Source organism: Actinomadura miaoliensis, assembly GCF_039536785.1.
GTDB lineage: Bacteria > Actinomycetota > Actinomycetes > Streptosporangiales > Streptosporangiaceae > Spirillospora > Spirillospora miaoliensis.
The window spans coordinates 318979-337305 of the sequence record NZ_BAAAZG010000047.1; the positions used below are offsets into that span (position 1 = coordinate 318979).

The window sequence follows — 18327 nt, forward strand, 5'->3', positions numbered from 1 at the left end:
AGACGTTTCGTCACCCCCCGGCCGAAGGCGAAACGCATCTTCCGTCGACCGAGAGGCCGCCCTTCCGTCGCCGCCGCGACATTCTCCGGCGCCATACAGATATAGCGCGATACCGCCAAGTCGAATTGTGCGTCACCCGCCTACCGGTCCTGGTGCCGCACTCGCCCCCGGCGCGGCGCCGACCACGGCCAGGCGACGTCCACGACGACGCCGCCCGCGCACCCCGACCCACCCGCCGCTGGCCCTGCAGGCGTCCGCCTCACGCAGCACCGGCCCTGCGACTATCTGATCAATGCGGCACTGGCCGTGCCGCCGATGTGGGGCCCTGCGTCTGGATCCCCGGACGAATACGGTCTGCCGGCTCCGCCTGAACGGTCTGCGGCGTGCTCTCCAGACGGCGACCGATCCCGCACGCCGCGCCCCCACCTGGTGGACGATCAGTTGCCGCGTCGGGCGCGTAAGCGGACCGCGCGTGATGCCGAGCCGCACACTCGGCCGCCGCGCGGTCGCCACCTCGACCCCGCTGCGGGAACCGACGGGGCCTTCAGGTGATGTACGCACGGTGTTCGCGATTGACGGCGACGGTGGCGTGGGCGGGGCGCGGGCACGTCGTGCGAGCTGCCGGGGCGGCGCCGCGAGTCTCCGGTGCCGAACAGACGAGCAGGTCGTCGTCGTGTCGCAGGCGGCCGGCAAGGACGAGATTCAGGCGGACATCAGGAAATGCCGGACGATGCGCCGATGGTGCCGTCCTCCGCCGTCCTTGAAGTCGGCTACCTGGAAGAACGCATCATGTTTATCAGTCATGTACGTGATGGGCGGGTTTCGGCGTGGAAACTTTTTGGGTGCGGGAGTGTCGCTTTACTTTGGTTGAAACTTCGCGTCGGCAGGCTGGGTCGTGCTGGCGCCCCCAGACGTTGGGAGCGTTGTCCGTGAGGCGCTCGGCGTCTTTTCGTGACAGACGGAGGAGAGGCAACATGTTCAAGAAGACTTTCGCGGCCGCGAGCTTGGTCGTCGGTGCCGCCGCCGGCGCTCTGCTGCTGTCTTCGCCCGCTCAGGCCGACGGTCGTCGTGAGGTCCCCCACGTCATCAACGTGTACAACACGAACACGAACACGAACACCAACAACAACGACAACAAGAACATGGCCACGGTCAACATCCCCAACCCGCTGGCATGGCTGCTCTGATCGGGTATTACGGGACGTAGCGCAGCGTTGCGATTATGACGGCCCCGGCCCGGTGGTGGCACCAAGATCAGCGAGCGCCGGTCAACTGCTTGACCCAGGGATGCCGGAACGCCTTGCGTTCCGGCATCCCTTGTCATTTGTCGGGCGGGCTGCCCCGGTGCCGGGCCGGCGACCCGATCAGGGGCGTGGTCGAGCGGACGCGGCGCACAGGGGACGGCAGCCACGACGCCACATGGCGTTCAGCCGGATACAGGGCTCATCATGCGATGCCAAGGAAAAAGGTCCGGGCGCTTGCGTCCGCGAGGCTCGTCCGGGAGCGGCGGGTGCCGCGGGCTGCGGCTTCCCGTCGCGTTCAGGAGCTCAGGCGGCGGGCGGCGAGATGCGCGCAACTGTTCGGTGAGCCGGCGACCGGTGGGCGCGTCGGGTGTGCGTCCGGACGGTTTCCGGGAGTCGCGTCGGCGGCGCGATACGAGGTTGGTCGTCCGTCATATGAGGCGTTGGCGATGATCAGTCGGGCTATGTCCAGTTTGCTGGAATGAGCGTTGCTTGCCGCGAGGTTCATGCCTTCAATTTATGATTCACTCTGACCGGTTTTTCGTGCTCTTTCTTCGTCCTTTGCATTGCGGGTCATACTCTTGATCGCGACGGTGGACATCGGTGCTCTCCAAATCGTGATCCCACGAATGAAGAGAGCGTCCCCATCAAACAACTTGTCCACGACAGGTGAAGGAGAAGCGCGATGCTGAAGAAGGCGACGGCTGCGGCTGGCCTGGTGATCGGTGCGGCGGCGGGGGCTCTGCTCCTGAGCTCGCCCGCGCACGCCAGCGGCCGGGGCGAGAACCCGGACGTCAACGCCCAGCAGCAGAAGCAGGCGACGACCGTGACCGCCAACAACGTCAACAAGAACACCCTGACCAACACCAACTCCAACGTGGCGAAGGCCGAGGCCGAGGCCAAGCTCCTGGACATCCTCTGATCCAGGTCGCGAGGAGTTATCAGCCGATTTGATCCATCCGGTCGCGGCAACGCGCGGCCGGCATGAGATCGACGGGCTGAGCGGGGGTGCTGGGACGGCAACGTCCCAGCACCCTTTCCGCATGCGCGGACGAATGAAATCGGCCGCCGTCTCGAATGAGCATGACTTCGGCCGGGTGCCCCCCGGGGGGGGGGGGGGGGGAACAGACGCGCCCGCCTCCGCGCCAGCGCCCTAAGGGCGGATGCAGGTGAACGACGCCGCGGCTGTGCATGCGAAAGAAATGCGGCGAGTGCGCCGGCCGCCACGGCCCGTCCCGTCCCGGGAAGGCCGGGAAACGAACGCGAAGCCGCCGGTCGAGAACGATGGTCTCACACCGGCCGGCCGAGCCGTCCGTGTGGACGGCGGAGGAGGGGAAGCGGCGGTTGACCGTTCTGTCGCCTTCCTCGTGGCATTCCGCTTTGCCGCGGTCGGGCCACCGGTCCCCGTTCGCCGGAGTCGCCGCCGTCGCGACCGTAAAACGCCCAACCGTTTCGAGTAAACGATGTATTTGATCGACAAATATGTCTGAGATGGGGCGTGGGAACGATGCTAGCTTCGGGTCGGCGGACTCACCGGAATCGCCCATCGACCACTCGGCCGGGCTCGATCAACCGGGCGGCCCGTTGCGGCTTCCGTCTCTTCAGGGCGGTCCCGCCGAGCCTTTCCGGGAGACGGACGGAGCGGGTCGATGTCGAATAACCAGATAGCCGTGCGGCGGTCAGCGGGACACGCCGCGAGTAAATCGAGAATGACGTCCACGGTGTGGGCGGCAACCGACTTCGCGTGCTGCGCCGACCGTTGTGGCGGCCCGGCATCGCCCGGAGTCGCCGGACGTCCGCATCGGTGACACGGCGTCCGGGAGCGGCGTCGGTGGATCGTCAGTGAGGAGTCAGGGGCATGTGGCCGGAATCGATCCAGCACGGGGCGTGGAGCCCCGGGGATCGGCCCCGTCCTGCCCGGCTGCCGATCGCGGCGCGCTTCGCCGTCGTCGTCGGCCTGGCCCTGGCGGGCTGGCTCGCCGCCGCGCTGCTGGCGCAGGCGGCCGACGCCACGGTCACCGACACCGACGAGGTCACGCGCACCGAGGCGGGCGGCGAGCGCACGGCGGTCCAGCGGCACGGCCTGCGGACCGTGGAGGAGTCCCTGCGCGAGACGCCCCGCCCGACGACGGCCGCGGACGAACCGGAGACAGGCGAATCGGACACAGGCGAATCGGAGAAGGACGAGCCCGAGGCGAGCGAGCCGGAGGCGCCGGCCGCCGGCGGCATCCGCCGGCACCCGCTGCGGCGCGTCGCCGAGCCGGCCGCCGAGCCGCTGTCCCGCGTCATGGGGTTCACCCGGAGGGCGGGGCACGGCGACTGCCCGGTGTGCTTCCTGATGGGCCGTCGCGGCCCCCTGGGCGACCGGTCCTTCTCCCGGGCCCTGGACCAGGTCACCATGAGCGCGAGCGCGGCGGCCGGGGGGCCCGCCGCCGAAGCGCGGGGCCTGCTGCGCGAAGCCAGACTGACGCTCGCACGCGTGACCATGGGTGTCTCGCATGTGGGCACGGGGGCGTTCCAGGGCGAACTGCGACCGGTGCTGGATTCCGGGACCGGCGGCATCGGCGCGGACGCGCGGATGTCACTGAACGCCCTCGAACCGCAGCCGCTGCTCTTCGGGTCGCCGATCGCCGTGATGACCCCGGCCGAGGCGGCCGCACCGCGTCCCGCCGTCACCGGGACCGTCAAGAAGGTTCCGGCGCGCCCGGACAGGGACGCGGCTCCCGCCACGGGCGTGCGCACCGGGTTCGAGACCGGCTGGGCGGGCGACGCCGTACGGCCCGCCGCCGTCGGTCACTGCCGGTCCTGCGTCGCCGAAGGCGAGCCCATCCTGCCGCGCCACCATTCCCCCTTCACTCACCACGTCCCGGCCGACATGACGTACATGTCCGCGTCGCACCCCCAGTTGTCCGTGGCCGGAATGCTCCAGGCCCACATGTGGCGCATCCATCGCGACAGCGGTGTCACGGCCGTCCCGTACAAGGCCCTGAACGACATGATCGCGGCGGAGGATCCCGGGGCCGTCCCCGACTGAGCCGCCTCAGGGCGAGCCACCCGGGGCCGAGTGGTCCGAGCCCAGCCGTGCCACCTCGTCGTCGAGACGAGCCGGCCAGGCCGACAGGGCCCGAACCGCTTCCGCGACCGTCCACAGGCGTCGCCTGCCCCGGCCCACCCGAAGACGACCTTCCCACCAGGGCGATGGTGCCCTGCACCGTTGCCGGGCGAGCGCACCTGATGCGCCGTCGCGCAAGTGCATCCATCACGAACACACAAGACAGGAGTACACAGATGCGCAACTGGACCAAGAACGTGAGCCGCGCGGCCGTGGTGGCCGCGGGCGCCGTGGCGTTGGGATCCGGCGCCTGCGTGGGGCTCGCCTCCGCCGGCGCCGCCGACGGCACCGGCGGCAAGCGCAGTGCGATCACCATCGACCAGGACCAGGTCCAGCCGGGCCGTGCCCGCGCGACGCGCCACGAGTGCGACGACATGTCCGGCCTCATGGGCAAGGCACACGGCGCGTGCGTCCTGTCGAAGGACAAGGACGACAAGGACGACGACTGGGACCGGGACGGGTTCGACGGGGACGATGACGGCTTCGTGGGCATGTGGGGCGGCTCCAACGGGCCGATCAGCGCGTACGGCGGGGCCCTGGCGATGGTGAACATCACCAAGTCCTTCACCTACGGCGGTGGGCAGGACCACTGCTCGCGCTGTGACGACTCCTACGACGACGACTACGCTCCGGTGAAGTCGCACAAGGCCAAGCCGAAGGCCAAGAAGTACAAGGCGAAGAAGTACAAGGCCAAGAAGTACAAGGCCAAGCCGCGCAAGGTGAAGGCCCACAAGGCCAAGCCGCGCAAGGTGCGGTCCTACAAGGCCAGGAGCTCCCGTCCGAAGGCGCCGCACTGGTCGCGCCCGGTCAAGGTGCGCAACTACGGCTACAACAGCCCGCTGCCGTCCACCGAGCGTCACGCTGTGGACCGGTCCGGACCGAAGTTCACGGTGCCGACCGCGTTCGGGCCCGGCCGGGGACGGGTCGGCACGTTCATGAGCAGGCTGGTCAAGCCGGTCGCCGACGTGCGGGTCGCCGCCAAGCGTCACAACCAGGGGCAGGAGCAGGAACTCGTGGTCCGGTCGACGAACACCGACAACGCCAAGGAGCAGCACGCCAAGGAACTGCGGTGAACGCGGCCGAGGTCTGACCGCCCGGCTGAACGGTGCACCGCGGGTTCGGGCCGGGCCCGCCCGCCCGCGGGTGACCACCGCGACCACAGGCACACGGAATTCGGCTCCCGTCTCGGAATCCATCCGGGGCGGGAGCCGTTTTCTGTTGTCGCCGGCCCGGTCGGAATCGTGCCCCGGCGGCATGCCCGCGATCTACGAATCGCCTGGCGGTGGTCTTTCCCTCGGTCGGCCGCCGGTTGATCGCGTATTGCGGACGCGAGTTCTCCGAATGTCTCCGGAAGAAACGCCGTGCGCTCCTGCGGGCCGCACCGCCCGCCGCCCGACTATCATCGGGACGTGCATTGGTGGATTCAGCAGGCCCGCGATTCCGCGGCGGAGGCGCAGGCCGCCGACCCGTCCCCGGAGAATCTGATGGCGGCCGCCCAGGTCGAGGCGCTGGTGTCCATGGCCGAGGCATTGCACCGCATCGCCTCGGCCATTGAGAACCAGGACAGACAGGAGCACGGCCGGCTTCGCGGAGTGGACGCCGGCTGACCGCCCGTCCCGGCGACTCTCGCCGGTCGAGCCGAAGCCGTGGGGCCGACCAGAAAAACGAAAGCCGGTGTGTTCCGGGAAATCCCGGGACACACCGGCTTTCTGGTTCGTCGGGTGGGAATGGGGCTCAGACGTCGCTGAGGGCCTTGCGGTCCAGCCTGCTGCCGTTGGAACCCGGCGCGAGCCGCGAGGGCTTGGTGACCGCCGACCGCGGCGGCATCGGCGGCTCCGCGACGGCCTCGTGCTCCATGGTCACGGGGGCGATCCGGTCGTCCTCGACCATCTGGTGGTGGGCCGGGTGGAGCCCGTGGTCGGGACGGTCCCGCAGCCGCGCCGCGGCCTGCCGCAACGCGCGCTCGCCGACCAGCCGGGTCAGCTCGAGCCCGAAGCAGTCGAGCTTGTCGGCGTCGGTCAGGTCGTCGCGGTGGCTGAGGTCGGCGGCCACCCCGCCCAGCCGCTGCGCCTCGGCCAGGTCGAACTCGCGCAGCAGGTGGCAGCACAGCTCGGTCAGCGCCGCGTGGTCCCGTTCGAACGACAGCCCCGCCAGGTCGTTGTGCGACAGCCGGCTCAACGCGCGCTTGCGCTCCAGCTCGCCGTCCAGGACCCGCAGGACGCCGTTGAGGACGGCGATGGGGCCGATGCCGATCCCCCGGTCGTGGGCGAGCGTGAACGACACGCGCAGGAGCGCGGCCGATCCGAGGCCCGCCGTCAGCACCCGCACGATCAGCAGGCTCACCGGGGGCATGGTCTCCGGCAGGCCGAACGTCCAGCCCGCCGCCGTGATCGCGATCAACGCGATGACCGACGCGCCGGTGTTGACGAACACGTACAGCAGGCCGGCCGGGGACAGGAACGCCGCCAGGGGCCTGTCGCGGTAGCGGACGATCAGTTCGGCGCCGCCGAATCCGCTGCCGATCAGGGCGGCGAACAGCATTTCGATGATCATTTTATCCGTCCCGTCACGCTGTTCGGGCGTTCACCCGGCCGAACGCGTACTCCTCGCTCTTGCCGCGCCGCGACAGCACCGACGGGCGCTGCCGGGTCGCCGTTTCGGTGCGTTCGGCCTCCAGGAAGACCAGCAGCCATTCCGCCGGTCCGCCGGCACGGCCGGTGTGGGCTCGTCTCGACTTCTCCCGGGCGCGCAGGAAGGCCAGCAGCCATTCGGCCGGGCCGGACGCCGCGCCGCCTCGAATTCGGTAATCCATGAGGGAAACGATTCCGTATCCGCGGCCTCCGCGTCGACTTCTTCGCGGGCGCGTCAGGTAATCCCCCGGTCAGAGTCTGCGGCGACCACTTCTCCGGAGATTCCGCGGCACAATGCGGCGCACCGGGCGATCCGCCCCGCGCGGCGCCGGAATGATCTTATGAAAAGGTCGACGACACGGTTTTACGATGACCCGCGCCGACGTCGGCGCCCGGGTAGCGTGGCACGGTGTCTCAACACCGAGTCGGCGAAGCCGGGGGCGAAATCCGCGCCCTGGCGGAAATGTTCCGGTTGGGCGCGGTGGAGAACGCGGAGATGATCCCCGAGGGGATGATGAACCGCAACTGGCGGCTGGTCACCGCGCGCGGCGTGTTCTGCCTGCGCCGGATCCTCGACGTCGACCTGCCCACCGCCCGCCGCAATCTCGCCGTGCTCGCCGCCCTGGCCGAGGACGACCTGCCCGTCCGTCCGGCGCTGCCCGCCCCCGGCGGCACCCTGGTCGCCGAGGCCGCGGGGCACGGCTACTGCGTGTTCCCATGGACCGACGGCGTCCACATCCCCGGCGTGGACCTGACCGCTCAGCAGGCCGGCGCCCTGGGCGCCCTCCTCGCCCGCCTGCACTACGCCCTCCTCCGCGCCACGACGCCTCCTCCTGCCCCCGGGCCGCCCCCCAACGCGCTCCTCTCGCCAGCGTTCACACCGGCGCCGCCCGGTTCCGTGTCGCCGAGGCCCGCATACGCGTCCGGGCCAACGCCGTCCGGCCTCGTCCCCACGGCACCTCACCCCGCCCCCGGACTCGCGCCGTTTCATGCCGCGTCCGCGCCGGTCGCCTCCGCGCCTATGTCGTCTGGCTCGACACCAGGACCCCCTGCCCCCGCCTGGCCGCCGGCCGCCGACAAGCCCGCGGCGTCGTCCGGCCCCCCGCCGCTCTGCTCCACGTCCGCGTCCCAGCGGCGTCCGCGTCCGGCGGCGGTCGAGCCCCCCGAGCACGCGCTGGCCCGGACCGGTCACCTGCTCGACCAGATCTCCTCGATCCGCTCCCCGCAGACGGCCGACCTGACCTTCCTCGTCCACCTGCGGCGGCGCATCCACCTGCTACGGAGGTACGGCGCGCTGCGCCCTGCCCATGACCGTCCCCTCGGCCCGTACGGCTGGACGCACGGCGACCTGCGTCCCGACAACCTCCTGTGGCGCGATGCCGCGATCGCCGCCGTCATCGACTGGGACCGGCTGGCCGTGCGTCCCCAGATGGAGGAACTCGCCCGCGCCGCCCTCGCCCTGTTCACCCACGAGGACGGCGCCATCGACCTGCCCCGCGTCGCCGCCTTCACCAACGGCTACCGCTCGATCGCCCCGGTCGACGAACGCGCCCTGGCCGACTCGGTGCGCCGCGTGTGGTGGACCACCATGTGCGACAACTGGCACCTGGAGTACTACTACGGCCACTGCTGCGGCCACCCGCACCGTTCCGGCCCCGGCGCCCTCGACTGGTGGCTCAACGCCTGCGGCCGGGCGTTCGTCCGCGACTCCCGCATGCTCGACTGGTGGACGCGCCACTGGCAGGACGTCCGCGACGCCTTCGCAGGCCACCACCCCTCCACCCGCGCCCTGGCCGCCTGAGGTTCCGCGACGTCGATCGGGCTTCGGGCGGGTCTCGGGGTGCGGCCGCCGGAGGGAGCCACGGTATTTCGGGGCGGGATAGGCACGCGGATCTGAGGGCCTCGCCTGTTTTCGTGATCGGTGGTTTCTCGGCGTAGGGCTTTTTAAGGGGGTTTGGTGCAGGTGAGTCCGAAGCCGTCATCGCCGATGACGCGGGCCCTCGTACCGTGGGTGTGAGGGAGGGGGCCCGATGACCGAGGTATCCGGGTACGCGCCTGGGGCGCCGTGCTGGGTGGAGCTGGTCAGCCCGCAGGTCAAGGCGTCCAAGGAGTTCTACGGGGAACTGTTCGGCTGGTACGTCCACGCGTTCGCCTACGACTTCGGCGACTACTTCACGTGGTCGCTGGGCGGCCGCCGGGGGCCCATGGTCTGCGGAATGCAGCCGCTCGCCGACGAAGGGCAGCCGCCGTACTGGACGTGCCACTTCGCCGTCGACGAGCTCGGGCCCGTCACCGAGCGGGTGCGCGCGGCAGGCGGCCAGGTGCTCGTGGAGGATGTCGGAGTGGAGGACCTCGGGCGGCTCGCTCTCGCGGTCGACCCCGAGGGGGCGGGCTTCGCGCTGTGGAAAGGGGGGACCTTCCACGGCGCCGGCGTGGTCGACGAGCCCGGGTCGCTGTGCTGGATGGAACTGGCCTGCCACGACCTGGAGACCGTCCAGCGCTTCTATGGCGAGGTCCTGGGATGGACGTTCGTGCGGCGGGATCACGACGGCCTCACCTACTCCTACTGGAGGGTCGCCGACCGCTCCGTGGGCGGCATGGTCGTGCTGGACGGTCGGCTGCGGCCGCTGGACCGGCCCCAGTGGGTCCCCTATTTCGCCGTGGACGACTGCGACGCCTCCGTCACCAAGGCCACCAAGCTGGGCGCCCGTGTCGAGGTGGCCCCGCGCGACATCCGGCCCGGCCGCTACGCGTTCGTGCGCGACCCCGTGGGGACGCCCCTGGCCGTCATCCAGCCGGCCCGGTGAGTCACCAGTCGCCGCCGAGCCGGCATTTGGCCTCGGCGATGCGGGCCTCGTCGCGCTGGTAGAAGACCCACTGCTTGATCTTCTTGCTGCGGACCAGCCCCGCCCTGGCGAGGATCTTCAGGTGCTCCCCGCAGGTGGGCTGGCTGACGCCCAGCTTCTCGGCGATGAACAGGGAGCAGACGCCGTCGCGGACCAGGTCGCCGTCGCGCTGCGGCGGGAAATGGCGTTCCGGGTCGCGCAGCCACGCCAGGATCTGCTGCCTCCGGTCGTTGGCCAGCGCTTTGAGGAGGTCCACGTCCAGCACGCACGCATCATGGCAACGGCCCCAGGACCTGTCCACACGGCCGCAGGGATCGGGGGAGCGGGCGGCCGGCACTCCGCTCGGTGCGGTCCTGACCTTGGTCGCCGGCCCGCCGGGCGCCGCCCCCTACGATGTTCTCCGGCTTGAAGGAGGGGCGCATGACAGTCAGGGACGACTTCCTCGACACGGCGGCGGCCGCCGTCCGCCTGCTGGAGGACGCGGCGGTGGCCGAACGCTGGGACGACCCCAGCGCGCTGGAGGGCATGACGGTGGGCGCGCTCGCCGCGCACCTGGCCCACCAGATCTTCCTGGTGCCCCGGCTGCTCGACGCCGGCGGCGCGGAGAACGCCGAACCGGTCTCGTTGATCGATCACTACTCCGGGCCCGAATGGGACGACGCGGACGTCCACGCCGCGCTCCGCCGCTCGTCGGCGGAGGCGGCCGAGCAGGGGGCCCGGACGCTGGCCGAACGGGCCGCCGCCACGCTGGCCGACCTGCGCGGCAGGCTGCCGTCCGAGCCCGCCGACCGCGTGGTGCCCCTGCCCTGGGCGCAGCCGCTCACCCTCGACGACCTCCTCACCACCCGCATGATGGAACTGGTCGTCCACTCCGACGACCTGGCCGTGAGCGTGGACAAGGAGGCCGCGCCTCCGCCGGCCGCCGTGGAGACGGTGATCGGCCTCCTCGCCCGGCTGTCGGCCCGCCGGCACGGTCCGACGGCCGTCCTGCGCGCCCTCAGCCGCGCCGAACGCGCCCCCGCCTCGATCTCCGCGTTCTGACCTCTCCGGCCGCCCCCGCTCCCAGTTCGGGCGGGGGCGGCCGTTCCCGTCACGGCCTTCCAGCCCCACGGACCGTCCCGTCCTCCAGGGCATCGAGCATCGGTGCTGGCGCGCCCTCGGCGCGGCGGCGGTTCGCCGCCCGTGCCGCCGGACGTGGCAATGCGGGAGATGTGCCGGGTTTCGTCCTATATGAGCATGGACGTGTCGCGCTCGCCCCGGACATCCGATCCTCGCGAGGGCGACGATCTCCGCTGCCCCCGGCTCCGCCTCCCGCGGCGGCTCGGAGCCTGAGGGGAGGGCGCGGTCCGGCCTGACCGGCGCGCCGTCCGGGCGCCCCGCCGGGGCATCCGGCGCGCCACGCGCCCGGCGGGCGAGAACAGCCGAATCTCCGGTATCTGTTCAGGCACATTTTCTTATTGCCGTGAACTCGTCTCGTCCCGCGTTTTCGAAATCGTGCTCATTTGCTGAGCAAGAACGAAGTAGCCGCACGCCCCGACGGTCCGGGTACCTTCGGTCGAGTAGTCGTTTCTGGTGGTCGGGACCGTGAGTCAATGGCGTCCCGAACAGGGATTGGGGGATGTGTTGGCCGCGATGATGCGGAAATTGGGGCGCCGTCTGCTCACCCCGGACGACGCGGAGACGACCCTGGAAAAGAGGGGTTTTCACGTCAAGAACAACGACGCCAGGGAAGTGCTGGAGACGATCGGCCGCACTTTTCTGGCGGGCTTCGGCGACGCCGTCGAGTCGGGCGCGCCGGCGGCGCTGCCCGCGCGCCTGAAGGACATCCCGCCGCGTTTTCGCGGGTTCGCCTACGAGGGCGCCGGGATGGGCTTCGCCATGGTGGACGCGCTGACCTTCTCGGGCGGCCGGCGCACCCGCGAATACCTGGCGGGCTGCGGCGACGCCCACGTCTACATGGTCTACATCGGGGTGGGCTGGGCGATGGCCCGGCTGCCCCGGTTCCGCTGGCCGAAGCTCGACCTCGATCCCATGCTGCAGTGGCTGGTGCTCGACGGTTACGGCTTCCACCAGGCGTACTTCCGGACCGAGCGGTACGTGCGGCGGCACCACCAGGACCCGAGCTTCCCCTGGCCCGCGCACGACCCGCACGGGTACGCCAACCACGCCCTCGACCAGGGCATCGGACGGGCCCTGTGGTTCGTCGGCGGCACCGACCCCGACGTGGTGGCGACGCTGATCGAGGCGTACCCCCCGGCGCGCCACTCCGACCTGTACGCCGGCGCCGGGCTGGCCGCCACGTACGCGGGCGGGGCCGACGAGGACGAGCTGCGCGGCTTCTGGAAGCGCGCCGGACGGCACCGTCCGTTCGTCGCGCAGGGCAGCGCGTTCGCGGCCGAGGCCCGGCGCCGCGCGGGCCTGGAGGTGCCGCACACCGCGGTGGCGACCGAGATCTTCTGTGACATGCCCCCGGAGCGGGCGGCGCAGGTCTGCACCGACATCCGGAGGGAGCTGGACAGGCCCGGATCAACGGCCGGGGCCGCGGGCGAGGACCGGCGGCCCCTGTTCGAGGAATGGCGGCGGCGCATCGCCGACGAGTTCGCATCCCTTGGGAGGTGCTAGTCCGTGAGTGGCTTTGGACGACTGCGCAGACAGCTGCCGGGCGTGGTGGCGCTGGTGATGGTGGTGGGGGTGTTCTTCGCCGTCCGCCTGCCGGAGGCGCCCGCGTCCGAGAAGGCGCAGACCGCCCGCGGCTACGGGTTCGAGCCGATGAGCGTCGCCCTGCCCGGCGGCGCCAAGCAGCAGACGATCCGGCGCGTCAACAAGGACTACAAGCACATCGACGCGTGGATCTCCTCGGTCGGCGCGGGGATCGCGATGAACGACCTGGACGGCGACGGGCTGTCCAACGACCTGTGCATCACCGACCCCCGCACCGACCAGGTCATCGTGACGCCGACGCCGGGCGCCCGCGCGCAGCGGTACGCGCCGTTCGCGCTGACCACCGGCGACCTGCCGATGAACGAGGCGATGGCGCCGATGGGCTGCGCCCCCGCCGACTTCAACGAGGACGGCCGCATGGACCTGCTGGTCTACATGTGGGGCCGCACGCCGATCGTGCACCTGGCCCGTCCCGACGCCAAGAAGCTGGGGCCGGACGCCTACCGGGCCACCGAGCTGGTGCCGGGCCAGGCCGGCCGCACCTACACCGGGCCGGAGTGGAACTCCAACGCCGTGGCGATCGCCGACTTCGACGGTGACGGCCACGACGACATCTACCTGGGCAACTACTTCCCGCACGGGCCCGTCCTGGACCACCGCAAGAGCGGCGGCGTGGCGATGAACAAGTCCCTGTCCAACGCCACCAACGGCGGCGAGGACTTCTTCTTCCGCTGGACGGGCGCCACGGCCGGGGCGAACCCGTCGGTGTCGTTCGAGCGGATCGACAACGCGCTGCCCAAGGACATCTCCAAGGGCTGGGTGCTGGCCGCGGGCGCCAACGACCTGGACGGCGACCAGCTGCCCGAGCTGTACATCGCCCAGGACCACGGCAAGGACGCGCTGCTGTGCAACATCTCCAAGCCCGGGAAGATCGAGTTCCAGGCCGTCCACGGCAAGCGCACCCCCGGCCAGCCCAAGTCCAAGCGGATCGGCGACGACTCGTTCAAGGGCATGGGCATCGACTTCGCCGACTTCGACCACGACGGTCTCTACGACATGTTCGTCAGCAACATCACCACGACGTTCGGCATCCAGGAGAGCAACCTGCAGTTCATGAACACGGCCAAGGACCAGGCCGACCTGCGCGCCAGGCTGGGCGCCGGCGAGGCGCCGTGGGAGGACCGCAGCACCGAGCTGGGCACCGCCTGGACGGGCTGGGCGTGGGACGTGAAGGTGGACGACTTCGCCAACTCCGGCGAGCCGGCGATCGCGCAGACCACCGGGTTCGTCAAGGGCGACGTCAACCGGTGGCCGCAGCTGCAGGAGCTGGCCGCCTCCAACGACCTGGCGCTGGACAACCCGTACTGGTGGCCGCACGTGACCAGCGGTGACGACATCGCGGGCAGCCAGCGGCTGGCGTTCTTCGTCAAGGACGGGGACGGCAAGTACCAGAACGTGGCACGGACGCTCGGCCTGGCCGTCCCGGTGCCCACGCGCGGCATCGCGGTCGGCGACGCCGACGGCGACGGACGCCTGGACATGGCCGTCGCCCGGCAGTGGGACGAACCCGTCTTCTACAAGAACACCGGCACGTCCAACGGCAAGTACCTGTCACTGAAGCTGCTGCGCGACACCGAGCCCACCCCCGGCTCGCTGCCCGCGGCCGGTTCCCCGGTGGTCGACGCGCAGGTGAAGGTGACCACCCGCGACGGCCGCACGCACCTGGCCCGCGTCGACGGCGGCAGCGGCCACTCCGGCAAGCGCAGCAACGAGGTGCACGTCGGTCTCGGCCCGAACGTCACCGGGCCGGTCAAGGTGACGCTGTGCTGGCGCGACCGCTCCGGCCAGGTGCGCAAGCAGGAACTTCAGCTCGACCCGGGCCGCCACACGCTGCTGCTCGGCTCCCAGGCCAAGGAGAAGTGACCATGTCCTCGACGATGTCCGCGGCCGCGACCGCACCGACCCCGCCGGCGCCGGCCGCGCCCGCGCCACGGCACGATCCCAAGGTCGTCATCGCGCTGCGCAACTTCGCCATCTCGATGTCGGTGTTCAACATCTTCGGCTACACGGTCCTGGGCTTCGAGCAGCCGTGGATCTGGCCGTTCATCGCGCTGGCCACCGGCTACACGTTCGAGATCCTCCTGGAGGTCATCGGGGCCCGCGTCGAGGGACGCCGGCCGCGCTTCCTCGGCAACGGCTGGCGCGGGGTCATGGAGTTCCTCTACCCCGCGCACATCACGGCGCTGGCCATGAACATGCTGATCTACGTCAACGACCAGGTGTGGGTCATGGTCTTCGGGGTCATGGTCGCGGTCGGCGCCAAGTGGGTGCTGCGGGCCCCGGTGCGCGGACGGATGCGGCACTACATGAACCCGTCCAACTTCGGCATCACCGTGATCCTGCTGGTGTTCCCGTGGGCGAGCATCGCGCCGCCGTACCAGTTCACCGAGCGGTTCCACGAGCCGGTCGACTGGATCGTCCCGGCGATCATCCTGGGCGCGGGCACCATGCTCAACGCCAAGCTGACCGGCCGGATGCCGCTGATCATGGGCTGGCTGTCGCTGTACGTGGTGCAGGCCGTGGTGCGCGGCTGGCTGCTGGACACCTCGATCCCGGCCGCGCTGATCATGATGACCGGCGTCGCGTTCGTGCTCTACACCAACTACATGGTGACCGACCCGGGCACCACCCCGTCGCATCCGGCCGCGCAGTTCGCCTTCGGCGGCGGCATCGCGGTCGTGTACGGCGTCCTCACCGGCATGAGCATCGCCTACGGCCTGTTCTTCGCCACCGCGATCGTCTGCCTGGTCCGCGGCCTCTACCACTGGTCGCTGCACTTCGCCGGTAAGGCGCGCGAGCAGCGCGCCGCCGCCGAGGCCGCCACCACCGACGCCGCCGTCAACGGCAAGGCCGACACGGCCCACCCCGAGACCCGGAAGAAGGTCGTCACAGCATGAGCGAGCCGGAGCGGCGCGGCGCCGCCTGGACTGACGAGCGACGAAGGAGCGAGGAGGGAAGGCGGCGCCAAAAAAGCGCCGCGGAGGTGAGCGGGAGACACAGCATGAGCGAGACCAGGCTGGCGGTCGTCGGCATGGCTTGCCGTTACCCGGACGCCGCGTCGCCGGCGGAGCTCTGGGAGAACGTCCTGGCGGGACGGCGCGCGTTCCGGCGGCTGCCCGACGAGCGGATGCGGCTGGAGGACTACTGGGACGCCGACCCGTCCGCCCCCGACCGCTTCTACGCGCGCAAGGCCGCCGTCATCGAGGGCTACGAGTTCGACCGGGTGGCGCACCGGGTCGCCGGGAGCACCTACCGGTCCACCGACCTGACGCACTGGCTGGCGCTGGACGTGGCGGGCGACGCCCTGGCGGACGCGGGGTTCCCCGACGCCGAGGGGCTGCCCCGCGAACGCGCCGGCGTGATCGTCGGCAACACGCTGACCGGCGAGTTCACCCGCGCGAACCTGATGCGGCTGCGCTGGCCGTACGTGCGGCGCGTCGTCGCGGCCATGCTGAAGGAGCGCGACGGGTGGGACGACGACCGGCTCGGCGTCTTCCTGGAGGACCTGGAGCGCGTCTACAAGGACCCGTTCCCGGCCGTCGACGAGGACACCCTCGCCGGGGGCCTGTCCAACACGATCGCCGGGCGCATCTGCAACCACTTCGACCTCAAGGGCGGCGGCTACACCGTCGACGGGGCCTGCTCGTCGTCGCTGCTGTCGGTGACGACCGCGTGCCGGTCGCTGCTGGCGGGCGACGTGGACGTGGCCGTCGCGGGCGGCGTCGACCTGTCCATCGACCCGTTCGAGATCGTGGGGTTCGCCAAGACCGGGGCGCTGGCCCGGGAGGAGATGCGGCTCTACGACCGCCGCTCCAACGGCTTCTGGCCGGGCGAGGGCTGCGGGATGGTCGTGCTGATGCGCGAGGACGACGCCCGCGCCCAGGGCCGGCGGATCTACACGACCGTGGCCGGGTGGGGGATCTCATCCGACGGCCAGGGCGGCATCACCCGTCCCGAGGTCAGCGGCTACCGGCTGGCGCTGCGCCGCGCCTACGAGCGGGCCGGGTTCGGCATCGACACCGTGCCGCTGTTCGAGGGGCACGGCACCGGCACGGAGGTCGGCGACGCGACCGAGCTGCGGGCGCTGTCGCAGGCCCGCCGGGACGCCCGCGCCGGCGTGGAGCCCGCCGCGATCAGCTCGATCAAGGGGATGATCGGGCACACCAAGGCCGCCGCCGGGGTGGCCGGGTTCATCAAGGCCGCGATGGCGGTGCACCACGGGATGCTGCCCCCGACGACCGGCTGCACCGACCCGCACCCGGTACTGCAGGAGGACCCGGTGGCGCTGCGGGTGCTGCGCAAGGCCGAGCCGTGGCCGGCGCAGGCGCCGCCGCGCGCGGGCATCACCGCGATGGGGTTCGGCGGCATCAACACCCACGTCGTGCTGGAGGGCCTGGACGGCGCCGGGCCGCGGCGGCGCAGGCCGGTGGACGCCCGGACCAGGGCGCTGGCGTCCTCGCCGCAGGACGTGGAGCTGCTGGTGGTCGACGGCGACACGCCGCAGGCCCTGCGCGACCGCCTCACCGAGCTGGTGGAGTTCGTGCCGCGCCTGTCGTACGCGCAGCTCGGCGACCTGGCCGCCACCCTGCACCGGGAGCTGCGCGACCGGCGGCACCGCGCCGCCGTCGTGGTGTCCTCGCCCGAGGACGCCGAGCGCAGGCTGCGGCAGGTGCTGGACGCCCTGGAGGCGGGGGAGACCACCCTGTCGTCCCCCGACGCCCGCACCTTCCTCGGCCGGGTCGGCGGGATCGGCCGGGTCGGCTTCCTGTTCCCCGGGCAGGGGTCGGGCACCGGCACCGGCGGGGGCGCGCTGCGCCGCCGCTTCGCCGAGGTCGAGGAGGTGTACGAGCGGGCGGCGCTGCCCGCCGACGGCGACATGGTGGCCACGGCGGTGGCCCAGCCGCGCATCGTCACCGGGTCGGTGGCGGGCCTGCGCGCCATGTCCCTGCTGGGGCTGGACGCCGAGGTCGCGGTCGGGCACAGCCTCGGGGAGATCTCCGCCCTGCACTGGGCGGGCGCGATGGACGAGGACACCCTGCTGCGGGTGGCCCGCGTGCGCGGCGCCGCGATGACCGAGCGCAGCGAGCCCGGCGGCATGATCGGGGTGACCGCCCCGGTCGGCACGACGACGGCGCTGACGGCGGACCTGCCCGTCGTGGTCGCCGGGTACAACGGCCCCGGCCAGACCGTCCTGGCCGGACCGGTGGACGCGCTGCAGGAGGCCGGCCGCGCCGCCGACCGGGCCGGGGTGAGCTGGGTCCGCCTGCCGGTGTCGCACGCCTTCCACTCGCCGCTGGTCGCCCCCGCCGCCGACGCGCTCGCGGCGGGCCTGGCCGGCGAACGGTTCGGCGCGGTGACACGGCGGGTGGTGTCCACGGTGACCGGCGCGGACCTGGCGCCGGACACCGACCTGACCGCCCACCTGCGGCGGCAGATCACCGACCCGGTGCTGTTCGCGCAGGCGGTGGAGCTGGCCGCCAAGGACATCGACCTGCTGGTGGAGGTCGGTCCCGGGCGCGTGCTGAGCCGTCTGGCCGCGGGCATCGTGGACGTGCCGGCGCTCGCCCTGGACACCGATGACGAGTCGCTGCGGGGACTGCTCGGCGTGGCGGCGGCCGCGTTCGTCACCGGTGTCCCGGTGCGGTTGGACGCGCTGTTCCACGGCCGGCTCGTCCGGCCGCTGGAGGTCGGCGCCGAGTTCTCGTTCTTCGCCAGCCCGTGCGAGGCGGCGCCGACGGTGGACCTGGTCGCCCCCGCGCGGCCCGCCGACCCCGCGT

15 protein-coding genes are annotated in these 18327 nt (G+C 71.4%); 12 read left to right on the forward strand and 3 right to left on the reverse strand.

Features of this window, described 5'->3' with window-relative positions; all coding sequences use genetic code 11:
* The first annotated feature begins 974 nt into the window (after nt 1-974).
* The 5 genes from ABD811_RS30735 to ABD811_RS30755 all read left to right on the forward strand — a co-directional run bounded on the left by ABD811_RS30735 (nt 975) and on the right by ABD811_RS30755 (nt 5960).
* Nucleotides 975-1187 carry a hypothetical protein gene (locus ABD811_RS30735; protein ID WP_344954743.1) on the forward strand — a complete coding sequence of 71 codons (213 nt, stop codon included), beginning with the start codon at nt 975-977 and terminating at the stop codon, nt 1185-1187.
* A 739-nt stretch (nt 1188-1926) separates the two neighbouring features.
* Nucleotides 1927-2163, forward strand: coding sequence for a hypothetical protein (locus ABD811_RS30740; protein ID WP_344954745.1), 237 nt, complete (start codon nt 1927-1929; stop codon nt 2161-2163).
* 936 nt (nt 2164-3099) lie between these two features.
* Nucleotides 3100-4275 carry a hypothetical protein gene (locus tag ABD811_RS30745; RefSeq protein WP_344954747.1) on the forward strand — a complete coding sequence of 392 codons (1176 nt, stop codon included), beginning with the start codon at nt 3100-3102 and terminating at the stop codon, nt 4273-4275.
* Nucleotides 4276-4529: 254 nt separating this feature from the next.
* Complete coding sequence (locus tag ABD811_RS30750) at nt 4530-5426, forward strand: hypothetical protein (RefSeq protein ID WP_344954749.1); 897 nt, start codon at nt 4530-4532, stop codon at nt 5424-5426.
* 336 nt (nt 5427-5762) lie between these two features.
* Nucleotides 5763-5960: a hypothetical protein gene (locus tag ABD811_RS30755; protein ID WP_344954751.1), complete on the forward strand. Its 198-nt coding sequence runs from the start codon at nt 5763-5765 to the stop codon at nt 5958-5960.
* A gap of 127 nt (nt 5961-6087) precedes the next feature.
* Here the strand turns inward: ABD811_RS30755 and ABD811_RS30760 are convergent, their stop codons facing one another.
* Nucleotides 6088-6906 carry a hypothetical protein gene (locus ABD811_RS30760; RefSeq protein WP_344954753.1) on the reverse strand — a complete coding sequence of 273 codons (819 nt, stop codon included), beginning with the start codon at nt 6904-6906 and terminating at the stop codon, nt 6088-6090.
* 13 nt (nt 6907-6919) lie between these two features.
* Complete coding sequence (locus ABD811_RS30765; RefSeq protein ID WP_344954754.1) at nt 6920-7165, reverse strand: hypothetical protein; 246 nt, start codon at nt 7163-7165, stop codon at nt 6920-6922.
* Between the two features lie 227 nt (nt 7166-7392).
* Here ABD811_RS30765 and ABD811_RS30770 point away from each other — a divergent pair, with 227 nt between their 5' ends.
* Nucleotides 7393-8784, forward strand: a complete 1392-nt coding sequence (locus ABD811_RS30770) for a phosphotransferase (RefSeq protein WP_344954756.1) — start codon at nt 7393-7395, stop codon at nt 8782-8784.
* Nucleotides 8785-9013: 229 nt separating this feature from the next.
* Entirely contained in the window at nt 9014-9790 is a 777-nt protein-coding gene (locus tag ABD811_RS30775; RefSeq protein ID WP_344954758.1) for a VOC family protein, read from the forward strand.
* A 1-nt stretch (nt 9791) separates the two neighbouring features.
* Here ABD811_RS30775 and ABD811_RS30780 read toward each other — a convergent pair whose 3' ends face one another.
* Nucleotides 9792-10094, reverse strand: coding sequence for an ArsR/SmtB family transcription factor (locus ABD811_RS30780; RefSeq protein ID WP_344954760.1), 303 nt, complete (start codon nt 10092-10094; stop codon nt 9792-9794).
* A gap of 155 nt (nt 10095-10249) precedes the next feature.
* Here ABD811_RS30780 and ABD811_RS30785 point away from each other — a divergent pair, with 155 nt between their 5' ends.
* The 5 genes from ABD811_RS30785 to ABD811_RS30805 all read left to right on the forward strand — a co-directional run.
* Nucleotides 10250-10870, forward strand: a complete 621-nt coding sequence (locus ABD811_RS30785; protein WP_344954762.1) for a maleylpyruvate isomerase N-terminal domain-containing protein — start codon at nt 10250-10252, stop codon at nt 10868-10870.
* 594 nt (nt 10871-11464) lie between these two features.
* A complete protein-coding gene (locus tag ABD811_RS30790) occupies nt 11465-12451 on the forward strand; it encodes a DUF1702 family protein (protein WP_344954985.1) in 987 nt (328 codons plus the stop codon).
* 3 nt (nt 12452-12454) lie between these two features.
* Nucleotides 12455-14413, forward strand: coding sequence for a CRTAC1 family protein (locus ABD811_RS30795; protein WP_344954764.1), 1959 nt, complete (start codon nt 12455-12457; stop codon nt 14411-14413).
* A gap of 2 nt (nt 14414-14415) precedes the next feature.
* On the forward strand, nt 14416-15447 hold the full coding sequence (locus ABD811_RS30800; protein ID WP_344954766.1) for an enediyne biosynthesis protein: 1032 nt from the start codon (nt 14416-14418) through the stop codon (nt 15445-15447).
* A gap of 104 nt (nt 15448-15551) precedes the next feature.
* Nucleotides 15552-18327 (forward strand): type I polyketide synthase (locus ABD811_RS30805; protein ID WP_344954768.1); only part of this gene is annotated, 2776 nt, incomplete at its 3' end.